Genomic DNA, 16,507 nt, shown 5'->3' with positions numbered 1-16,507 from the left:
GGCTCGCGGCGTAAACGCCTTAGCCGGGCTACAGTATTGTCCTGGTAGCCCGGCTAAGCGCAGCGCAAGCCGGGAAAATAACCAGCCTAGCGCGCCAGATTATCGTAGCCGCGCCAGCGATAATTTAGCACCGACAGCGCCCAACAAACGACGAACAGCCCCACCACCACAAACCCGGCATCGCCGAGGTTATCGTTTAACGCCCCTACCCAGCGCCACACCCCGCCGCTTAGGGCGAACTTATCCATTAACAGCCCCAGCGCTTCCAGGCCGCCGATAAACAGCGCCACCACCACCGAGGTACCGGTGATGGTCATATTGTAATAGAGCTTGCGCTGCGGCTTACTGAACGCCCAGCCGTAGGCGCCGACCATCAGCACATTATCAAGCGTATCCACCAGCGCCATACCGCTGGCGAACAGCGCCGGGAAGACCATTATCGACCAAATCGAAATGCCGCTCGACGCGCCGGCGGCGGAAATACCCAGCACGCCGATTTCGGTGGCGGTATCAAAGCCGAGACCAAACAAAAAGCCCACCAGATACATCTGCCAGCTGCGGCTTATCAGCCGGAAGGTTTTGCCAAACAGCCAGCTCATCATGCCGCCGCCGCTAACTATCTCATCGCTGACCTTTTCACCGCGCTTCCACGCCTGGAAGCTGCGCCACACGCTGCGCAAAATCACCAGATTGACCAGCGCCATCGCCAGCAGGAACAGCGCCGATACCGCGGTGCCAATCACGCTGCCGGTATCGTGTAGCCAGCTCATCTGCTGGCTGAAGGCGGTGGCCGTCGCGGCAATCGCCGCCGACGCCAGCACCACGATCGACGAATGCCCTAGCGAAAACCACGCCCCGACGCCAAACGGCCGCCGCCCCTGCTGCATCATCTTGCGGGTGACGCTATCAATCGCCGCAATATGGTCGGCGTCGACCGCATGGCGCAGACCGTAACCCCAGGCCAGCAGACTGGCGGCCATCAATGCCCCGCTATCGCCAAACGCCTGAAACGCCCATAGCCAGGCCAGGGCGTTCGCGGCGATAAGTCCCAGAACCAGCGCCGCCGCACGCGGCTGTTGGCGTAAAATCATCGTTATCATCTTAAATCCTTTGAGACTGCCAGCGGGCGGCGGCCACCACCGCCTGACCGTAGGCGATCGCGCCATCGCCAGCGGGAAGCTGCTGCGGCAAAAGCAAAGTAAAATCAGAAAGGTAATCGCTGAGGCGGGCGGCGAGCAGCTGATTATGCAGTACGCCGCCGCTACAAACGATTGTCGCGATCCCGCGGGAAGCGGCGCAGTCACGCGCCATCGCCGCCAGCCCCCAGGCCAGCGCATCATGAAAGGCCCAGGCTTTCTGCGCGGGCGTCGCCTGCCAGCGCAACCACTGTCGCCAGAAGGTGGATAAGTCCAGCTCGCCGCCGCGCCAGGGCAGCGTGACCGGATGGCTGACGCCCGGACAGCTGGCGGCCAGCGCCTCCAGCCGACAGGCCGCCTCGCCTTCGTAGCTCAGGCTCTCCGGCGCGCAATCCAGCGCGCAGGCAACGGCATCAAACAGCCGTCCGCAGGAAGAGGCGCGCGGCGAATTAATGCCGCGTTCGATGGCCTGCGCCAACAGCGGCCAGTTTCGCTGCCCCAGCGCGGCGGTTGGCGGGTATGACTGCCAGTCGGGAATAAATGCCAGGCACTGGGCCAACAAATTTCGCCACGGCTGGCGTGCCGCCAGATCACCGCCCGGCAGCGCAACGGCCGGGAGGCCGCCAAGATGTTCGCATTCGCGGTAGTTCACCCGCAGGCATTCGCCGCCCCACAGCGCGCCGTTTTCCCCCATCCCGATGCCATCAAGGGTCAGAGCGATCGCATCGCCGCCGTCGAGCGGCCAGCGGTGTTCCGCCAGGCAAGCCGCCGCGTGGGCATGGTGATGCAGTACCGGCTCGACCGGTAACGACATTGACGCCGCCCACTGCGTCGAGCGATAGCCGGGATGGGCGTCAACCGCCACCCGCTGCGGCGCAAACGCATAAATGCTCTGCATTAACCGCAGCGCACTGCGCCACTGTTGCTCGACGCCCTCCTCGCCGAGATCGCCAAAATGCTGGCTCAGCACCGCTTCGCCGCCGCGCGCCAGGCAGAAGGTATTTTTCATATCCGCCCCCAGCGCCAACAGCGGCGGAATATTATCCAGGCCCGGCGGCAGCGGCAGCGCATCCGGCACGTAGCCACGGGCGCGGCGCAGCATCTCACCGCTTGAGCGCACCAGCGAATCGTCCATACGCTGCACGATATCGCGATTATGTAGCAGAAAACCGTCGGCTATATCGGCTAAGTCGATGAGCGCTTCTTGATTACTCAACGCCGGAGGGCGGCCGCTGAGGTTACCGGAGGTCATCACTATCGGGCGCGCCAGCGCCTGCAGAAGTAAATGCTGCAGCGGATTAGACGGCAGCATCACCCCGACTTCCGCAAGCCCTGGCGCAATCTCGTCACACAGGCCGGGAACCTGCGCTTTAGCCAGCAATACAATCGGCGCGGCGGGCGAGCGCAGCAGCGCCGCCGCCGCCGCGGGTAACTCCGCTGCCGTCGGCAGCATTACCGCCAGCGGTTTTGCCGGGCGCCGTTTTCGCGCGCGCAGCGCTGCCACCGCCACGCTATTGCCGGCATCGCAGGCCAGATGAAAACCGCCAATCCCTTTTATCGCCACAATACCGCCCGCCGCCAGCCGCGCGATGGCCGCCTGCAGCGCCGCTTCAGCGGCTAGCGTTAGCGTTCCCGCCCGCCACTCCAGCTGCGGGCCGCAATCGGCACAGGCCACCGGCTGGGCGTGAAAACGGCGATCGGCAGGCTCCCGATACTCGGCAGCGCAGCGCGGACACAGCGGGAACGGCGCCATCGCGGTAAAGGGGCGATCGTATGGCATGGCGCGAATAATGGTGAAGCGCGGCCCGCAATGGGTACAGTTGATAAAGGGGTAACGGTAACGGCGTTCTTGCGGATCGTTCATCTCCGCCAGGCACGCCGGGCAGGTTGCGGCATCGGGAACAATCTGCGTGCGCATACTGCCGCCGCCGCTGTGGCGTATGGTGAAATCCTGAGGAAGCTTATGCCAGTGAAACGGGGTGCAGTCGGTGCTGTCAATACGCGCCAGCGGCGGACAGTGACGGGCCAACGCGGCGGTAAAACCACCGTCGTCGCCGATCAGCCTGACCAGCACGCCGTCGCCGTCGTTACAGACATCGCCGCCGCGCGCCATTTGTCGCGCCAGTTGCCAGACGAAGGGGCGGAAACCCACCCCCTGCACTTTACCGCGAATGCGGATTTGCACCCCGTTCATACGGTGTATTACCAGGCCAGCGCTGTACGGCGACGTTTTTCGAGGTTCATCTGCTCAAGCTTGTTGCGGTCGACGCAAACCAGCGCGTGCGTCGGGCAGGCTTCAATGCAGGCCGGACCGCTATCGCGCTGGTGGCACAGGTCGCACTTGTTGGCTTCGGCTTTTTCCGCCATGACGTTCAACCCGGCGCCGCTGTGGCGAACGACCGGGCGCACCACCACTTCCATCGCCCCATACGGGCAGGCGACAACGCAGGTTTTACAGCCGATGCAGCGCTCCTGCATCACGTGGACAAAGCCTTTATCGCGGCTGATAGCGCCGTTCGGGCAGACGTTGGCGCATGGCGCGTCTTCACATTGACGACAGGCCGTCGCCGTCGACACATTGACGCCTTTGATCACGTGAATACGCGGCAGGAACGACTGCGGCGTCAGCGCGGCGCAATCCTGATTTTCCTGATGAGAGACCACGCAGGCCACTTCACAGGTGCGGCAGCCGATGCATTTGCTCGCATCGGCGATAATGAAACGGTTCATCCATTTCTCCAGCGGAAAGAAGTTAACGCGCCGGATTATGCATAATACGTTCCAACTTTTATTTAATTGAAATTTAAGGGAATTAAATTAACAGCCGCTGTCATCGTCACAACTGACGATGACAGATGACGACATCAGGCATGCGGGCCGCGCGCCAACGACTCGCGTTCAATCAGCTCGCCGGGGAAAGTTTGCTGATATTTAAATTCGCCGCCGTCGAGCATAAAGATCAGCCTGTTGATGCTCTCTTTCATCATTTCGGTGACCGGAATTTTAACGCTGGAGAGCGAGGGGATCACATACGGCGCCAGCGCGATGTCATCGAAACCGATCACCGATACCTGCTGCGGCACCGCGATCCCCTGCTGGTGCAGTTGCTTAATCGCGCCGATCGCCATGTCGTCATTACTGGCGACCAGCGCGCTGAAACTGACGCCGCGTTGGCTGAGCGCTTCGACAGCGGCGGCGCCGGTGTGCGGCGTCCAGCGCCCTTCAACGATCAGTTCTTGCCGCACGGGAAGCCCCTGGCCTGCCAGCGCGTCTTTATAACCAGAGAGACGCTCAACCCCGGTAGGCGAATCCAGCGAACCGGTGATAAACGCAATGTCGCGATGACCGCTGGTAATTAACTTTTCAACCGCCATCCGCGCCGAGGCTTTGTGATCGGACCATACGCAGTGGCTGGCGTGGCGGCGCAGGCGACGGTTCAGCACCACGATCGGCTGCTCATGATTGTCGATGATCTCATCCATTTCATCGACGCTTAGAAAGCGCGGATAGATGATGATCGCGTCACAGCGCAGGTCGAGCAGATACTGAATCGCCTCGCGCTCTTCTTGCGCGCTGTGTTTGCCGTCGGCCAGGATCAGCTGCCGCCCCTGATCTTCCGTCAGCCGCGCCACGTGAAACAGCAGCTCGCTGAAATAAACGCCGTGATAAAGGGTGTTGGTTACCACCAGCCCGATGGTCTGGCTTTTTTTGGTCGCCAGATTGCGCGCCAGCAGATTCGGCCGATAGCCGCTTTCGGCAATTGCCTGAAACACCCGGTCTTTGGTTTCCTGGCTGACATAGCCGTTGCCCGACAGCACCCGCGAAACGGTCGCCTTTGATACTCCCGCGCGCTTCGCAACCTCCAGCATCGTTGCCATGGGTTCTTCCTGTAACTTAAGTTGCCTGCAGTGTACTGCACGTCTGGCCGTTTTTCAGCAGTCGGCATCTCCATGATGTTGCTCTGCCTCTGCCTACAAAGCGATCAAAATCACAAATTTGCAAAGTGATTTTTTTAGTTCTTGTATGACTCAATGAAACTCATCATGATTTTGTGGAACCGGTTTCCTATGCATATACCGCGCATAGCCGCCGTCAGGCGCTGGCGTGTAATCAGTACCCTATTGATAAAACAGGATAAAATCCGATGTCTAAAAATTATGCAGCCCTGGCGAACCAGATCCTGACGGCGATCGGCGGCGCAGACAACGTCGTTGCCGTGACCCACTGCATGACCCGCCTGCGCTTCGTGGTGAAAGATAACCAACGCGTGGACGCCCCGGCGCTGAAAGCGCTGCAAGGGGTACTTGGCGTCGTGCGTAGCGATAACCAGTGTCAGGTGATCATCGGCAATACCGTCTCGCAGGCGTATCGCGAGGTGCTGAATCTGCTGCCCGGCGAGTTGCGCCCGGCGGAGCCGCAGGGGAAACCGCCGCTGACCTTAAAACGCATCGGCGCCGGGATCCTTGATGCGCTGATCGGCACCATGTCGCCGCTGATCCCGGCGATTATCGGCGGATCGATGGTCAAACTGCTGGCGATGATCCTGGAGATGAGCGGCGCGTTGCCAAAGGGCTCGCCGACGCTGACCATTCTGACGCTTATCGGCGACGGCGCGTTCTTCTTCCTGCCGCTGATGGTTGCCGCTTCCGCGGCGGTAAAATTCAAAACCAATATGTCGCTGGCTATCGCCATCGCCGGGGTGCTGGTGCATCCGGGGTTCATCGAATTAATGGCTAAAGCCGCGCAGGGCGAGCACGTTGAATTCGCCTTCATTCCGGTTACCGCGGTGAAATACACCTACACGGTGATCCCGGCGCTGGTGATGACCTGGTGTCTCTCTTATATCGAGCGCTGGGTCGATCGCATCACCCCGGCGGTGACGAAAAACTTCCTTAAACCGATGCTGATCGTGCTGATTGCCGCGCCGCTGGCGATCCTGCTGATTGGCCCGCTCGGCATCTGGATCGGCAGCGCGATCTCCGCGCTGGTGTACACGATCCATAGCTATCTCGGCTGGCTGTCGGTGGCGATCATGGGTGGACTCTGGCCGCTGCTGGTGATGACCGGCATGCACCGCGTCTTTACGCCAACCATCATTCAAACCATCGCCGAAACCGGCAAAGAGGGCATGGTGATGCCATCGGAAATCGGTGCCAACCTGTCGCTGGGCGGATCGTCGCTGGCGGTGGCGTGGAAAACCAAAAACCCGGAGCTGCGCCAGACCGCATTAGCGGCAGCGGCATCGGCGATTCTGGCCGGGATTTCCGAACCGGCGCTGTACGGCGTGGCGGTACGTCTGAAACGCCCGCTGGTCGCCAGCTTAATCAGTGGCTTTATTTGCGGCGCGGTGGCGGGGATTGCCGGGCTGGCCAGCCATTCGATGGCGGCGCCGGGGCTGTTCACCAGCGTCCAGTTTTTCGATCCGGCCAATCCGATGACTATCGTTTGGGTCTTTGGCGTGATGGCGCTGTCGGTGGTGCTCTCCTTTGTGCTGACGCTGCTGCTCGGTTTTGAAGATATCCCGGTAGAAAATGCCGCCGCCGACGCCAGACAGCGCCAGGGCGCGGCCACTCACGCCTGAACACTTTTTTGAACGCGAGGTAACGCATGTCGAGTTTTCCACACGGATTTTTATGGGGCGGCGCTCTGGCCGCTAACCAGTCTGAAGGCGCTTATCTTGAGGGCGGCAAAGGGCTGACGACCGTTGATACTATTCCGCACGGCGCCCATCGCCTGGCGGTAAAGCTGGGTCAGGAGAAGCGCTTTACGCTTCGCAAAGACGAATTTTATCCAAGCCACGTGGCGATCGATTTTTACCATCGCTATAAAGAGGATATCGCCCTGATGGCGGAGATGGGGTTTAGCGTCTTTCGTACCTCTATCGCCTGGAGCCGCCTGTTCCCGCGCGGTGATGAACAACAGCCAAACCCAGAAGGTATCGCTTTCTACCGTGCGATGTTCGAAGAGTGCAGAAAGTACGGGATCGAACCGCTGGTCACCCTGTGCCACTTTGATGTACCGATGCATCTGGTGACGGAATATGGCTCCTGGCGTAATCGGAAGATGGTCGATTTCTTCAGCCACTATGCGCGCACCTGTTTTGAAGCTTTTGACGGACTGGTGAAATACTGGCTCACCTTCAACGAAATCAACATCATGCTGCATAGTCCCTACTCTGGCGCCGGTCTGGTGTTTGAGGAGGGAGAAAATCAGGAGCAGGTGAAATACCAGGCCGCGCATCACGAGCTGGTGGCTAGCGCGCTGGCGACAAAAATCGCCCATCAGGTCAACCCGCAAAACCAGGTCGGCTGCATGCTGGCGGGCGGTAACTTCTACCCGTATTCCTGTAAGCCGGAAGATGTCTGGATGGCGCTGGAAAAAGATCGTGAAAACCTGTTCTTTATCGATGTGCAGGCGCGCGGCGCCTATCCGGTGTGGGCCGCGCGGGTATTCCGCGAGAAAGGCGTCACTATTGCCAAACAGCCGGGCGACGACGAAATCCTTAAAAACACCGTCGATTTCGTCTCCTTTAGCTATTACGCCTCGCGCTGCGCGTCAGCGGAGATGAACGCCAGCAACACCAACGCCGCCAATATCGTCAAGTCGCTGAAGAATCCGTACATTGCGGCCAGCGAATGGGGCTGGGGTATCGATCCGCTCGGTCTGCGCATCACCATGAACATGATGTATGACCGCTATCAGAAACCGCTATTCCTCGTGGAAAACGGACTCGGCGCGCGCGATGAGATCGACGCCAACGGCGAAATCAACGACGACTACCGCATTAGCTATCTGCGTGAACACATCAAGGCGATGCGCGACGCCATCGATGATGGCATTCCGGTCATCGGCTATACCAGCTGGGGCTGTATCGATTTGGTCTCCGCCTCCACCGGCGAGATGAGCAAGCGCTACGGTTTCGTGTATGTCGATCGCGACGATGCCGGAAACGGCACGCTTGCGCGCAAGCGCAAGAAATCGTTCTGGTGGTATAAGAAGGTCATCGCCAGCAACGGGGCGGATCTGGAGTAGTCGGTATTGCCGGGTGGCGGCTTACGCCTTACCCGGCCTACGGTCCGTACGGCCTGCCGTTATTTTATTCACCACGCTGGCTGAAACTGCCGGTGTTGGTGGCCTCAAAATCGCTGAGACGTTCCCGGAAGGCCGGGGAACGCCTCTTCCTCGGCCGCTTCCAGCGCGGCAAAACCGCCCTGCTCCTGCCAGCCGTCAAGCCGCGCGTATACCGTCGCGACGGCATCCTTAACAGGCTGAGTCATCGGGTAATAGAAACCGACAATATCAGGTTGAATGCCCACAAAAATCACCTCGCCAATATCCTCTTTTAACTGATCGATAAGATAGTTAAGCGGCATATTGTGGGTGGTCATCATAAACATGTCGGCGATATCGTCCGGGTCGACAATACGGATTTCGCCGGGATTAAGCCCCATATCGGTCGCGTCGACGATCAGTAGCCGGGTCGGGCGCAGCTCGCGGATGGCGACGATATCGTTTTCCGGCGCGCTGCCGCCGTCAATCACCACCCAGCCGCCGACCGGATTGGCCGCGCACATTTCCGCCAGCAGCGGGCCTGCGCCGTCATCGCCCATCATGCTGTTGCCGACACACAGTAAAACGTCAGTCACGTAGTCTCCTCACCATCAGATAGATGGCGCTTTCCTGGTGAATATCGTGCAGCATGCTGAGCAGGGTTTTACTCCACGCCTGCTGCTCCGGGGTCTGCGCGGACTGCGCTTTATCAAAGGCATTAGCCAGCATCGCCACGTGATTGCTGTCGATAACGATCTCGCCATACTTCGGTACGCCTTCCATTTTGCGCCGCGCGGCGCTGCCCGCCTCCAGCGTGCCAATCCACGCCAGATAGTCCTCCCACGGGCAGCTTAACGCCGCTTCCAGGCAGTCGATGACGCCGAGGTGGTGGCCAATCGCCAGGCTGTAATAGACCACCTGCTGCGCCTGATCCGGCGTCGCGTCGTTCTCATCAATAAATTTACGGCTCAGCTGACTGAACACCACCGTCTCGCTCATCGGATACGCGCCCCCTCGACCACCTGATTCAGGTGCGTGACGATTTCGGTCAGACGCGGATCTTTCTCCGCCTCCAGCCAGCGCAGTACCTGATTATCTCCCTGCCCCAGCAGACGCATATAGTCGTCGGCGATCTGGCGGCCATAGCGATAGCCGGCCAGACGGCGCGCTTCGCGATCGATACGTACCCGCAGCGGCTGAACCATGTTGGGATGCAGCAATTCGGTTGGTTGTTCATCAAGCTCGCCCGGCTGGCGGGCGTGGATTTTTTGCTCCAGCAGACCGAGCGCCATCGCAAAACCGTACAGCGTGGCGGCAGGCGTCGGCGGACAGCCCGGAATATAGACATCGACCGGCACAATTTTGTCGGTGCCGCCCCATACGCAGTACAAATCGTGGAAGATACCACCGCTGTTGCCGCAGGCGCCGTAAGAGATGCAGATTTTCGGATCCGGCGCCGATTGCCAGGCGCGCAGCGCCGGCGAACGCATCGCGCGGGTCACCGCGCCGGTAAACAGCAAAATATCGGCATGGCGTGGCGATGGCACAACTTTAATCCCGAAGCGTTCGGCGTCGAATAGCGGCGAAAGGGTGGCGAAAATCTCGATTTCACAGCCGTTACAGCCGCCGCAGTCGACGCGGTAAACATAGGCGGAACGTTTGATTTTTTTCAGCAGCGAGGCCTTCATGCTGGCGATGGATTCATCCACCGTCATCGGCAGCGGAATGCCGTTTTCATCGCGCGGGCCTAATAAATTGCTCATCAGCTGGCCTCCCTCATGTGGCGAGTCAGTTCAATACGATCGGACGGCACCAGGCATTTCTGGCGTTTACATTCCGGGCAGGTCTCAAAACTTTCGCGGTGCAATTCGGCGCGGGTATCGCCGTTGTGCTTAAGCAGCGCAATGGCGTAGTCGATCTCTTTTTGTACCGCGAAAGGCCGCGCGCAGACCCGACAGTGGCAGATGGCAAAGCGCGATTGCTGGAGGAAATCCTCTTTTTTCCACACCGCCAGTTCATACTCCTGCGACAGCTTAATCGCCGCCGTCGGGCAGACCTCTTCACAGCGGCCGCAGAAAATACAGCGCCCGAGGTTGAACTGCCACGCCAGCTGGTTAGTCGCCAGATCGGTCTCTACCGTCAGGGCGTTAGACGGACAGGCATTCACGCAGGCCGCGCAGCCGATGCACTGCTGCGGATTGTGCTCCGGTTTGCCGCGGAAGTTTTTATCCACCGGCATCGGCTCCAGCGGATAGGAGTGGGTCGCGGTGCCGGTCTTGATGACTTTTTTAATAAAGGTAAACATTGTTGCTCCCAGGTTGTGTGCGGCCTTTTTCCCTCACCCTAGCCCTCTCCCTGAAAGGGAGAGGGGACAGTTGTGCACGGTCAGTGAATTCGCACTCGTTCTGCCCTTCCTTCTCTCCCTTGTGGTGAGAGGGGACAGCTCTGCCCTTCCCCCTCTCCCCTGTGGGGAGAGGGTCGGGGTGAGGGGCCCCACGCAATGGCTCAATTATTTCAGCGGCGAGTTTTTACGCTCGATGCTGTAGCGCTCCAGCTCTTTGTACGGCACCACTTTGCTTTTCTTCTTACGTACATCGACCACCGTCATGCGGTCGGTACAGGAGTAGCAGGGATCGAGGCTGCCGATAATCAGCGGCGCGTCGGAGACGGTGTTGCCGCGCAGCATATAGCGCAGGGTCGGCCAGTTGGCGTAGGTCGCCGCACGGCAGCGCCAGCGGTACAGTTTTTGGTTGTCGCCGGTCATGCTCCAGTGGATATCGTCGCCGCGCGGCGCTTCCGAGAAGCCCAGCGCGAAGCGGTGCGGAATATAGGTGAAGCCATCCACCATCAGCGGGCCGCCGGGCAGATTGTCGAGACCGAAATCAATCATATTCAGCGCGGTATAAACTTCGTTGATACGCACCTTGAGGCGAGAAATCACGTCGCAGCCCTGCTCACTATGGACTTCCATCGGCAGCAGACCGTAACCGACGAACGGGTGATCGGCGCGGGTATCGCGGGCGTGGCCGCTGGCGCGGACCATCGGGCCGACGTTACTGAAGTCGCGGGCGATTTCTGGATCCAGGCGGCCAATACCGACGGTGCGCTGTTCCATGTTCGGCGTGCTGAGCAGCATATCCACCAGTTCCTGCACATCGCGACGCATCTGCTGCGCCAGCTGGCGGGTCTGGATCATGTCCTCTTTCAGCAGATCGCGGCGAATCCCGCCGATCAGGTTCATGCCGTAGGTTTTACGCGCGCCGGTGAGGATCTCCGCCATCTTCATTGAGGTTTCGCGCACGCGGAAGAACTGCATAAAACCGGAGTCAAAGCCGGTGAAGTGGCAGGCCAGGCCAAGGTTCAGCAGGTGCGAGTGCAGGCGTTCCACTTCCAGCAGAATGGCGCGGATCATCTGCGCGCGCTCCGGCACCACGATGCCCATCGCGTTTTCCACCGAGGTGGTATAGGCGGTGCTGTGGGCAAAGCCGCAGATGCCGCATACCCGGTCCGACAGGAACGTTACTTCGTTGTAACCCATGCGGGTTTCCGCCAGCTTTTCCATGCCGCGATGGACATAGAACAGGCGGTAATCGGCGTCGATAATGTTCTCGCCGTCGACAAACAGACGGAAGTGTCCAGGCTCATCGGAGGTGACGTGCAGCGGGCCAATCGGCACCACGTTGTTTTTCTTACTGCCGAGCTCGTTAATGAACTCGTAGGTCTCCGCGTCGGTGGTCGGCGCCGGGCGCTGGCGGTAGTCCATGCTGTCTTTACGCAGCGGATAGAGTTCATCCGGCCAGTCGTCCGGCAGCACCAGGCGGCGCTCGTCCGGCAGGCCCACCGGCACCAGACCGTACATATCGCGCACTTCGCGCTCGCCCCATACCGCCGCCGGCACGCGCGGGGTCACCGACGGATATTCCGGTTTGTTGGCATCGACTTCCACGCGCACGGTGATCCAGCATTTAGTGCCCTGCTCGATCGACAGCACGTAGTAAACCGCATAGTGGCCGTTCAACTTACGTTCGTCGTTGCCGAACAGTACCGACAGCCAGCCGCCCTGTTTGTAGTACAGGAACTCGACCACTTCCGGCAGGTAGTTAACCTTCACGGTGACGGTTAGCTGATCTTTGGTCTGCCAGGCTTCGTCCAGCACCACGCCAGGAAAGGCCTGGTGCAGCGCCGCAAGATAGTGTTGACCGATTTTTTCTTCAGACATGCTCAAATTCTCTTAATCACGCCACCAGCAAGGAGACGAAAGCTAAAAAGGCGAAACCAAACCCGGCCCAGGTGACGCGGGAAGTGGCGCAGAAGCGTAGACGCGCCATGCTGTTTTCGAAGAGCGCGATAATCAGCACTCCCGCTACCAGCTTGACGATGGCGACCACCAGCGCCAGCAGCAGGCCTGGCGCGCTAAAGCTGGTCATCTGTCCCCACGGGATAAATACGCCGACGAACATCTGCAGCACCACCAGCTGTTTCAGGCTGATGCCCCACTTCAGCACCGCAAAACCGCTGCCGCTGTACTCGGAAAGCGGTCCTTCCTGCAGCTCCTGTTCGGCCTCGGCTAAATCGAACGGCAGTTTGCCCATTTCGATAAAGGTGGCGAAAGCGCAGGCGCACAGCGCCAGGATCAGCGGGATGCTGCGCGCGGCGGGCCAGTGGTAAATGGTGTCGGTAATCGCGCTAATATGGGTGGAGCCGGCTACCTGCGCCGCGACCCACAACCCAAGCAGCAGGATCGGTTCGACCAGCACGCCGAGCATCGCTTCACGGCTGCTGCCGATAGCGGTGAACGGACTACCGGTATCCAGGCCGGAAATGGCGAAAAAGAAACGGGCGATGGCGAACAGGTAGATAAGCGTAATCAGGTCGCCCAGCCCCGGCAGCGGTGAATCTACGGTCACTATCGGCAGCGCGGCGGCGATGGTCAGCATCACGCCGACCATCACAAACGGCGTCAGGCGGAATACCCAGCCGGAAGCGTCCGGGCCCACGCTCTGGCGAACCAGCAGTTTCAGGATATCCCGATACTCCTGCAGTACGCCCGGCCCGCGGCGGTTATGCAGGCGCGCGCGGGCAACGCGGGTCAGGCCGGACAGCAGCGGCGCGACGGCAAACAGTACCAGCGCCTGTATTAATGCAACGAATAGGTTCACTCTCAGGCTCCTCGCGAAATCACAATCACCACCAGTACCGCCAGCTCGATCAGCGCCACGCCGCGCAGCAACGCGGGCGCGGAGGCGTTCTGCCAGCCGGGCACCAGCCGTACCGGATTCAACCAGTGACGCAGCTTCAGCAGCGGCGCAAAGGCTTCTTTCACCGGCATGGCGAAGCCGTGGGCGGTGACCACCATCGCTTGTTCATGATCGTAGCCGCAGACCCACGCCGCGCCGCGCGAGCGCGCCGGCAGGCGGTCGCCTTTGAAGAAGATCATCAGCAGGAACGGCAGCAGCGGACAGGCAATCAGCAGAATGGCGATCAGCGGCTGCGATACGACGCTTGTGGTCTGCGCCGGAACCGGAATGACGTGGCCGACCAGCGGCAACAGCCACGGCGCCGCCACGCCGCCGATGACGCAGCACGCGGCGGCCAGCACCACGCTTAAGGTCATCAGCCAGGGCGCGCAGGTGGCGTTTTCCGCCTCTTGACTGCGCGGCGCGCCAAGGAAGGTGACGCCGTAGACTTTGGCCATACACATCACCGCCAGCGCCCCGGTAATCGCCAGGCCAACCGCCAGCAGCGGCCCCAGCAGACGGCCGATAAACACCTCGCCGGTGCTCAGCTTGAAGAAGGATTGATAGATAACCCATTCGCCGGCAAAGCCGTTCAGCGGTGGCAGCGCGGCCATCGCCATCAGCCCCACCAGCATGGCGAGTGAAATCAGCGGCATTTTTTTACCGATGCCGCCCAGCTTCTCAATATCGCGATGCCCGGTACGGAACCACACCGCCCCCGCGCCAAGGAACAGCGTGGTTTTGAACAGGCTGTGGTTGATCAGGTGGTACATGCCGCCGATAAAGCCCAGCACCATCAGCGCATTGTTGCCGGTGGCAATACCGGTGACGAAGGCGCCGAGGCCAAGCAGAATAATGCCGATGTTTTCCAGAGTGTGGTAAGCCAGCAGGCGCTGGATGTTATGTTCCATCAGCGCGTACAGCCCGCCGATAAAGGCGGTAATCATCCCCAGCACCAGCAGCAGCACGCCCCACCACAGCGGCGGTACGCTACCGGCCAGCGACACGGTCAGGATGCCGTACAGACCGACCTTCATCACCACCGTTGAAAACAGCGCGGCGGCCGGGGCGCTGGCGCCCGCATGCGCCTGCGGCGCCCAGCCGTGCAGCGGGATCACCCCGGCGAGCAGGGCAAAACCGAGCAGACCCGGCAGCCACAGCGCCATGTTCTGCGGCGCGCCGGCGGCCAGCTGGCTAATCGCCGCCAGGTCGAGAGTGCCGTAGAACGACCACACCAGCCAGCAGGTCCACGCCAGCAGCAGGGTGCCGAGACGCCCCAGCGCAAACCACAGTTTGCCGGACTGCGCGCAGCCGGTGAGAAATGCGGCGCACAGCGCCATGATTTCCGCCATCACCACCAGGCTGCCGAAGTTAGTCACCACCACCGCGCAGGTGGCGGCAGCCAGCAGCAGGTTAACCAGCAGGCCATTCGATTTGACCTGCGGATGACGATGCCAGGAAATGTTAAACAGCGAAATCGGCAGCGCCGACAGACCGATGGCCAGCAGCCACAGAGCGTTAATCCCGCCTACCCGCATCGCCAGATGCAGATACTGCAGCATGCCGCCGTTGATCCGCTCCGGCGCGATCAGCGCCGAGAAGCCGGCGACGATTAACATCGCGCTGGCGACCGCGCCGCCGATCCCGGCAATCGCGCCGCTCAGCGGTTTACGCAGACTAAACAAAAACGCCAGCACCGCGCTGGCGGCATACCAGGCAACCGCCTGATTCACTAATGCAACCACGCTCATTTCACGCCCCCTTGTTGCGCCTGAAACAGCGACAAATCGCCGAGGTCGGTATTAAAGGTCAGTTCGCGCTTACGCTTGCTGGACTTAGCAATATCGCGAATATCCACCAGCAGTAAGGCTTTGGTCGGGCAGGTCCGCACGCAGGCCGGGCCCTGCTCATCAAAGTGGCAGAGGTCGCATTTCACGGCGATAGCGCGAACGCCAGGCACCCAGTCGAGCAGCGAGCTGACGCGGGCCGGAGCCGGCGGCGCGGCGGGTGCCATCGGCGTGTTAGCGTTGGCGGGAATATCCAACGGGCGGCTGCCGGAGAATTCAATCGCGCCGAACGGGCAGGCGATGCCGCACAGTTTGCAGCTCACGCACAGGCTTTCATTGAGCTGTACCGCGCCGTCAACGCGAGTAATGGCGTTGACCGGGCACACCGCGGCGCAGGGCGCGTCTTCGCAGTGGTGGCACATCTGCGGCGCAGACTCTTTTTCATTACGCATGACCTGCAGGCGCGGCATACTTTGCAGGCCATACTGGCGATGCGTCTCGGAACAGGCGGCTTCGCAGGTGCGGCAGCCAATACAGACGCTGGAATCAGCAATTACAAAACGGTTCACCGGGTCATCCTCGGGTGAAAGTCACTTTTGACGAAATCAGGCCGCGCAGGTGTCGGTTTCGACACTTGTCGACACTTCACAATTAATGGACCTGCGCCAGATGGCTTAAATCCACCGGCTGGTCGCGCTCCATCGCCTCATACAGACGGTCATAGACGGTGGCGATGATCGCCAGGTAGTGTTCCAGCACCGCTTCGCGGGAACGGTTACTGATGCGACCGTCAATTACGCCTTCCGCATCCAGCGTCGCCTGGGCGATCAGCCGTTTGTCATCGCCATTTTTGCTTTCTACGTAGTATTCGATGGTGTGGCTGTTAAAGCCTTCCGCCAGCGCGACATATACCTGAAAGTGGCCGAACAGCACGAAGCACAGCTCTTTGTCCGGCGCGCAGCTCATCGCGTGATGCAGACGCGCTTTCGACAGGGTGATGCCCTGAACCAGCGAGTTGCAGTAGGTGTGCCACTGCTCCTGATGCTGGCGGTGACGATCGGCGATGTAGTCCGCCTTTTCACTTAATTCCCAAATTGTCATCCCGGATCCTCCCGTTACATGAGATGCACCGGTTAAGCATTTTCCATGCCAATATTTATTTATTTGAATTTAAATGAATTATTAAAAACTCGCGCGCCATCACGACATGTCGATGACAGCCGCACGTCGTCGTCATCGACAGTTCCCCCACCGTTTATGGTCTCCTGGCATCGTTATTGCATATAGCCGCCATAGT

15 protein-coding genes are annotated in these 16,507 nt (G+C 60.3%); 2 read left to right on the top strand and 13 right to left on the bottom strand.

Annotation, left to right across the window (positions count from 1 at the left end; all coding sequences use genetic code 11):
* Positions 1–86 precede the first annotated feature (86 nt).
* The 4 genes from KGA69_RS11550 to KGA69_RS11535 all read right to left on the bottom strand — a co-directional run bounded on the left by KGA69_RS11550 (position 87) and on the right by KGA69_RS11535 (position 5,014).
* On the bottom strand, positions 87–1,100 hold the full coding sequence (locus KGA69_RS11550) for a HoxN/HupN/NixA family nickel/cobalt transporter (RefSeq protein ID WP_047044127.1): 1,014 nt from the start codon (positions 1,098–1,100) through the stop codon (positions 87–89).
* 1 nt (position 1,101) lies between these two features.
* Positions 1,102–3,330 (bottom strand): carbamoyltransferase HypF, encoded by a 2,229-nt coding sequence (gene hypF / locus KGA69_RS11545; protein ID WP_045395396.1) that lies wholly within the window; start codon positions 3,328–3,330, stop codon positions 1,102–1,104.
* Between the two features lie 8 nt (positions 3,331–3,338).
* Positions 3,339–3,866: an electron transport protein HydN gene (hydN, locus tag KGA69_RS11540; protein ID WP_015370036.1), complete on the bottom strand. Its 528-nt coding sequence runs from the start codon at positions 3,864–3,866 to the stop codon at positions 3,339–3,341.
* Positions 3,867–4,000: 134 nt separating this feature from the next.
* Positions 4,001–5,014 carry a LacI family DNA-binding transcriptional regulator gene (locus tag KGA69_RS11535; RefSeq protein ID WP_045395394.1) on the bottom strand — a complete coding sequence of 338 codons (1,014 nt, stop codon included), beginning with the start codon at positions 5,012–5,014 and terminating at the stop codon, positions 4,001–4,003.
* A 266-nt stretch (positions 5,015–5,280) separates the two neighbouring features.
* Between KGA69_RS11535 and ascF the strand changes: the two genes are divergently transcribed.
* Both ascF and KGA69_RS11525 read left to right on the top strand, forming a co-directional pair.
* Complete coding sequence (ascF, locus tag KGA69_RS11530; protein WP_047044120.1) at positions 5,281–6,717, top strand: PTS cellobiose/arbutin/salicin transporter subunit IIBC; 1,437 nt, start codon at positions 5,281–5,283, stop codon at positions 6,715–6,717.
* Between the two features lie 26 nt (positions 6,718–6,743).
* Positions 6,744–8,168, top strand: a complete 1,425-nt coding sequence (locus KGA69_RS11525) for a 6-phospho-beta-glucosidase (protein ID WP_213293108.1) — start codon at positions 6,744–6,746, stop codon at positions 8,166–8,168.
* A 104-nt stretch (positions 8,169–8,272) separates the two neighbouring features.
* Here the strand turns inward: KGA69_RS11525 and hycI are convergent, their stop codons facing one another.
* From hycI to hycA, 9 genes are all read right to left on the bottom strand, one after another.
* A complete protein-coding gene (hycI, locus tag KGA69_RS11520) occupies positions 8,273–8,782 on the bottom strand; it encodes a hydrogenase maturation peptidase HycI (RefSeq protein WP_045395388.1) in 510 nt (169 codons plus the stop codon).
* Positions 8,775–9,185, bottom strand: coding sequence for a formate hydrogenlyase maturation HycH family protein (locus tag KGA69_RS11515; RefSeq protein WP_045395386.1), 411 nt, complete (start codon positions 9,183–9,185; stop codon positions 8,775–8,777). The genes hycI and KGA69_RS11515 overlap by 8 nt, the downstream gene beginning before the upstream one ends.
* Positions 9,182–9,949: an NADH-quinone oxidoreductase subunit B family protein gene (locus KGA69_RS11510; RefSeq protein WP_045395384.1), complete on the bottom strand. Its 768-nt coding sequence runs from the start codon at positions 9,947–9,949 to the stop codon at positions 9,182–9,184. The genes KGA69_RS11515 and KGA69_RS11510 overlap by 4 nt, the downstream gene beginning before the upstream one ends.
* Positions 9,949–10,491 (bottom strand): formate hydrogenlyase complex iron-sulfur subunit, encoded by a 543-nt coding sequence (locus KGA69_RS11505; RefSeq protein WP_032715695.1) that lies wholly within the window; start codon positions 10,489–10,491, stop codon positions 9,949–9,951. The genes KGA69_RS11510 and KGA69_RS11505 overlap by 1 nt, the downstream gene beginning before the upstream one ends.
* A gap of 204 nt (positions 10,492–10,695) precedes the next feature.
* Positions 10,696–12,405, bottom strand: coding sequence for a formate hydrogenlyase subunit HycE (gene hycE, locus KGA69_RS11500; RefSeq protein ID WP_213293107.1), 1,710 nt, complete (start codon positions 12,403–12,405; stop codon positions 10,696–10,698).
* A gap of 16 nt (positions 12,406–12,421) precedes the next feature.
* A complete protein-coding gene (locus tag KGA69_RS11495) occupies positions 12,422–13,345 on the bottom strand; it encodes a respiratory chain complex I subunit 1 family protein (RefSeq protein ID WP_213293106.1) in 924 nt (307 codons plus the stop codon).
* A gap of 2 nt (positions 13,346–13,347) precedes the next feature.
* On the bottom strand, positions 13,348–15,174 hold the full coding sequence (gene hycC, locus KGA69_RS11490; RefSeq protein WP_049061216.1) for a formate hydrogenlyase subunit 3: 1,827 nt from the start codon (positions 15,172–15,174) through the stop codon (positions 13,348–13,350).
* Positions 15,171–15,779, bottom strand: coding sequence for a 4Fe-4S dicluster domain-containing protein (locus KGA69_RS11485; protein WP_047044110.1), 609 nt, complete (start codon positions 15,777–15,779; stop codon positions 15,171–15,173). The genes hycC and KGA69_RS11485 overlap by 4 nt, the downstream gene beginning before the upstream one ends.
* An 82-nt stretch (positions 15,780–15,861) precedes the next feature.
* Positions 15,862–16,311: a formate hydrogenlyase regulator HycA gene (gene hycA, locus KGA69_RS11480; protein WP_015370024.1), complete on the bottom strand. Its 450-nt coding sequence runs from the start codon at positions 16,309–16,311 to the stop codon at positions 15,862–15,864.
* Positions 16,312–16,507: the final 196 nt, after the last annotated feature.

This window comes from Klebsiella sp. A52 (genome assembly GCF_018388785.1).
Lineage (GTDB): Bacteria > Pseudomonadota > Gammaproteobacteria > Enterobacterales > Enterobacteriaceae > Klebsiella > Klebsiella aerogenes.
The sequence above is the reverse complement of the archived record's forward strand: the minus strand, read 5'-3'. Positions and strand labels throughout refer to the sequence as shown.

Bases quoted from the DNA above. Each gene is read 5' to 3' on its own strand.
- hycE (WP_213293107.1), bottom strand. From the start codon at position 12,405: ATGTCTGAAGAAAAAATCGGTCAACACTATCTTGCGGCGCTGCACCAG.
- KGA69_RS11510 (WP_045395384.1), bottom strand. From the start codon at position 9,949: ATGAGCAATTTATTAGGCCCGCGCGATGAAAACGGCATTCCGCTGCCG.
- hypF (WP_045395396.1), bottom strand. From the start codon at position 3,330: ATGAACGGGGTGCAAATCCGCATTCGCGGTAAAGTGCAGGGGGTGGGT.
- KGA69_RS11505 (WP_032715695.1), bottom strand. From the start codon at position 10,491: ATGTTTACCTTTATTAAAAAAGTCATCAAGACCGGCACCGCGACCCAC.
- KGA69_RS11525 (WP_213293108.1), top strand. From the start codon at position 6,744: ATGTCGAGTTTTCCACACGGATTTTTATGGGGCGGCGCTCTGGCCGCT.
- hydN (WP_015370036.1), bottom strand. From the start codon at position 3,866: ATGAACCGTTTCATTATCGCCGATGCGAGCAAATGCATCGGCTGCCGC.
- KGA69_RS11550 (WP_047044127.1), bottom strand. From the start codon at position 1,100: ATGATAACGATGATTTTACGCCAACAGCCGCGTGCGGCGGCGCTGGTT.
- hycA (WP_015370024.1), bottom strand. From the start codon at position 16,311: ATGACAATTTGGGAATTAAGTGAAAAGGCGGACTACATCGCCGATCGT.
- hycC (WP_049061216.1), bottom strand. From the start codon at position 15,174: ATGAGCGTGGTTGCATTAGTGAATCAGGCGGTTGCCTGGTATGCCGCC.
- KGA69_RS11515 (WP_045395386.1), bottom strand. From the start codon at position 9,185: ATGAGCGAGACGGTGGTGTTCAGTCAGCTGAGCCGTAAATTTATTGAT.
- ascF (WP_047044120.1), top strand. From the start codon at position 5,281: ATGTCTAAAAATTATGCAGCCCTGGCGAACCAGATCCTGACGGCGATC.
- KGA69_RS11535 (WP_045395394.1), bottom strand. From the start codon at position 5,014: ATGGCAACGATGCTGGAGGTTGCGAAGCGCGCGGGAGTATCAAAGGCG.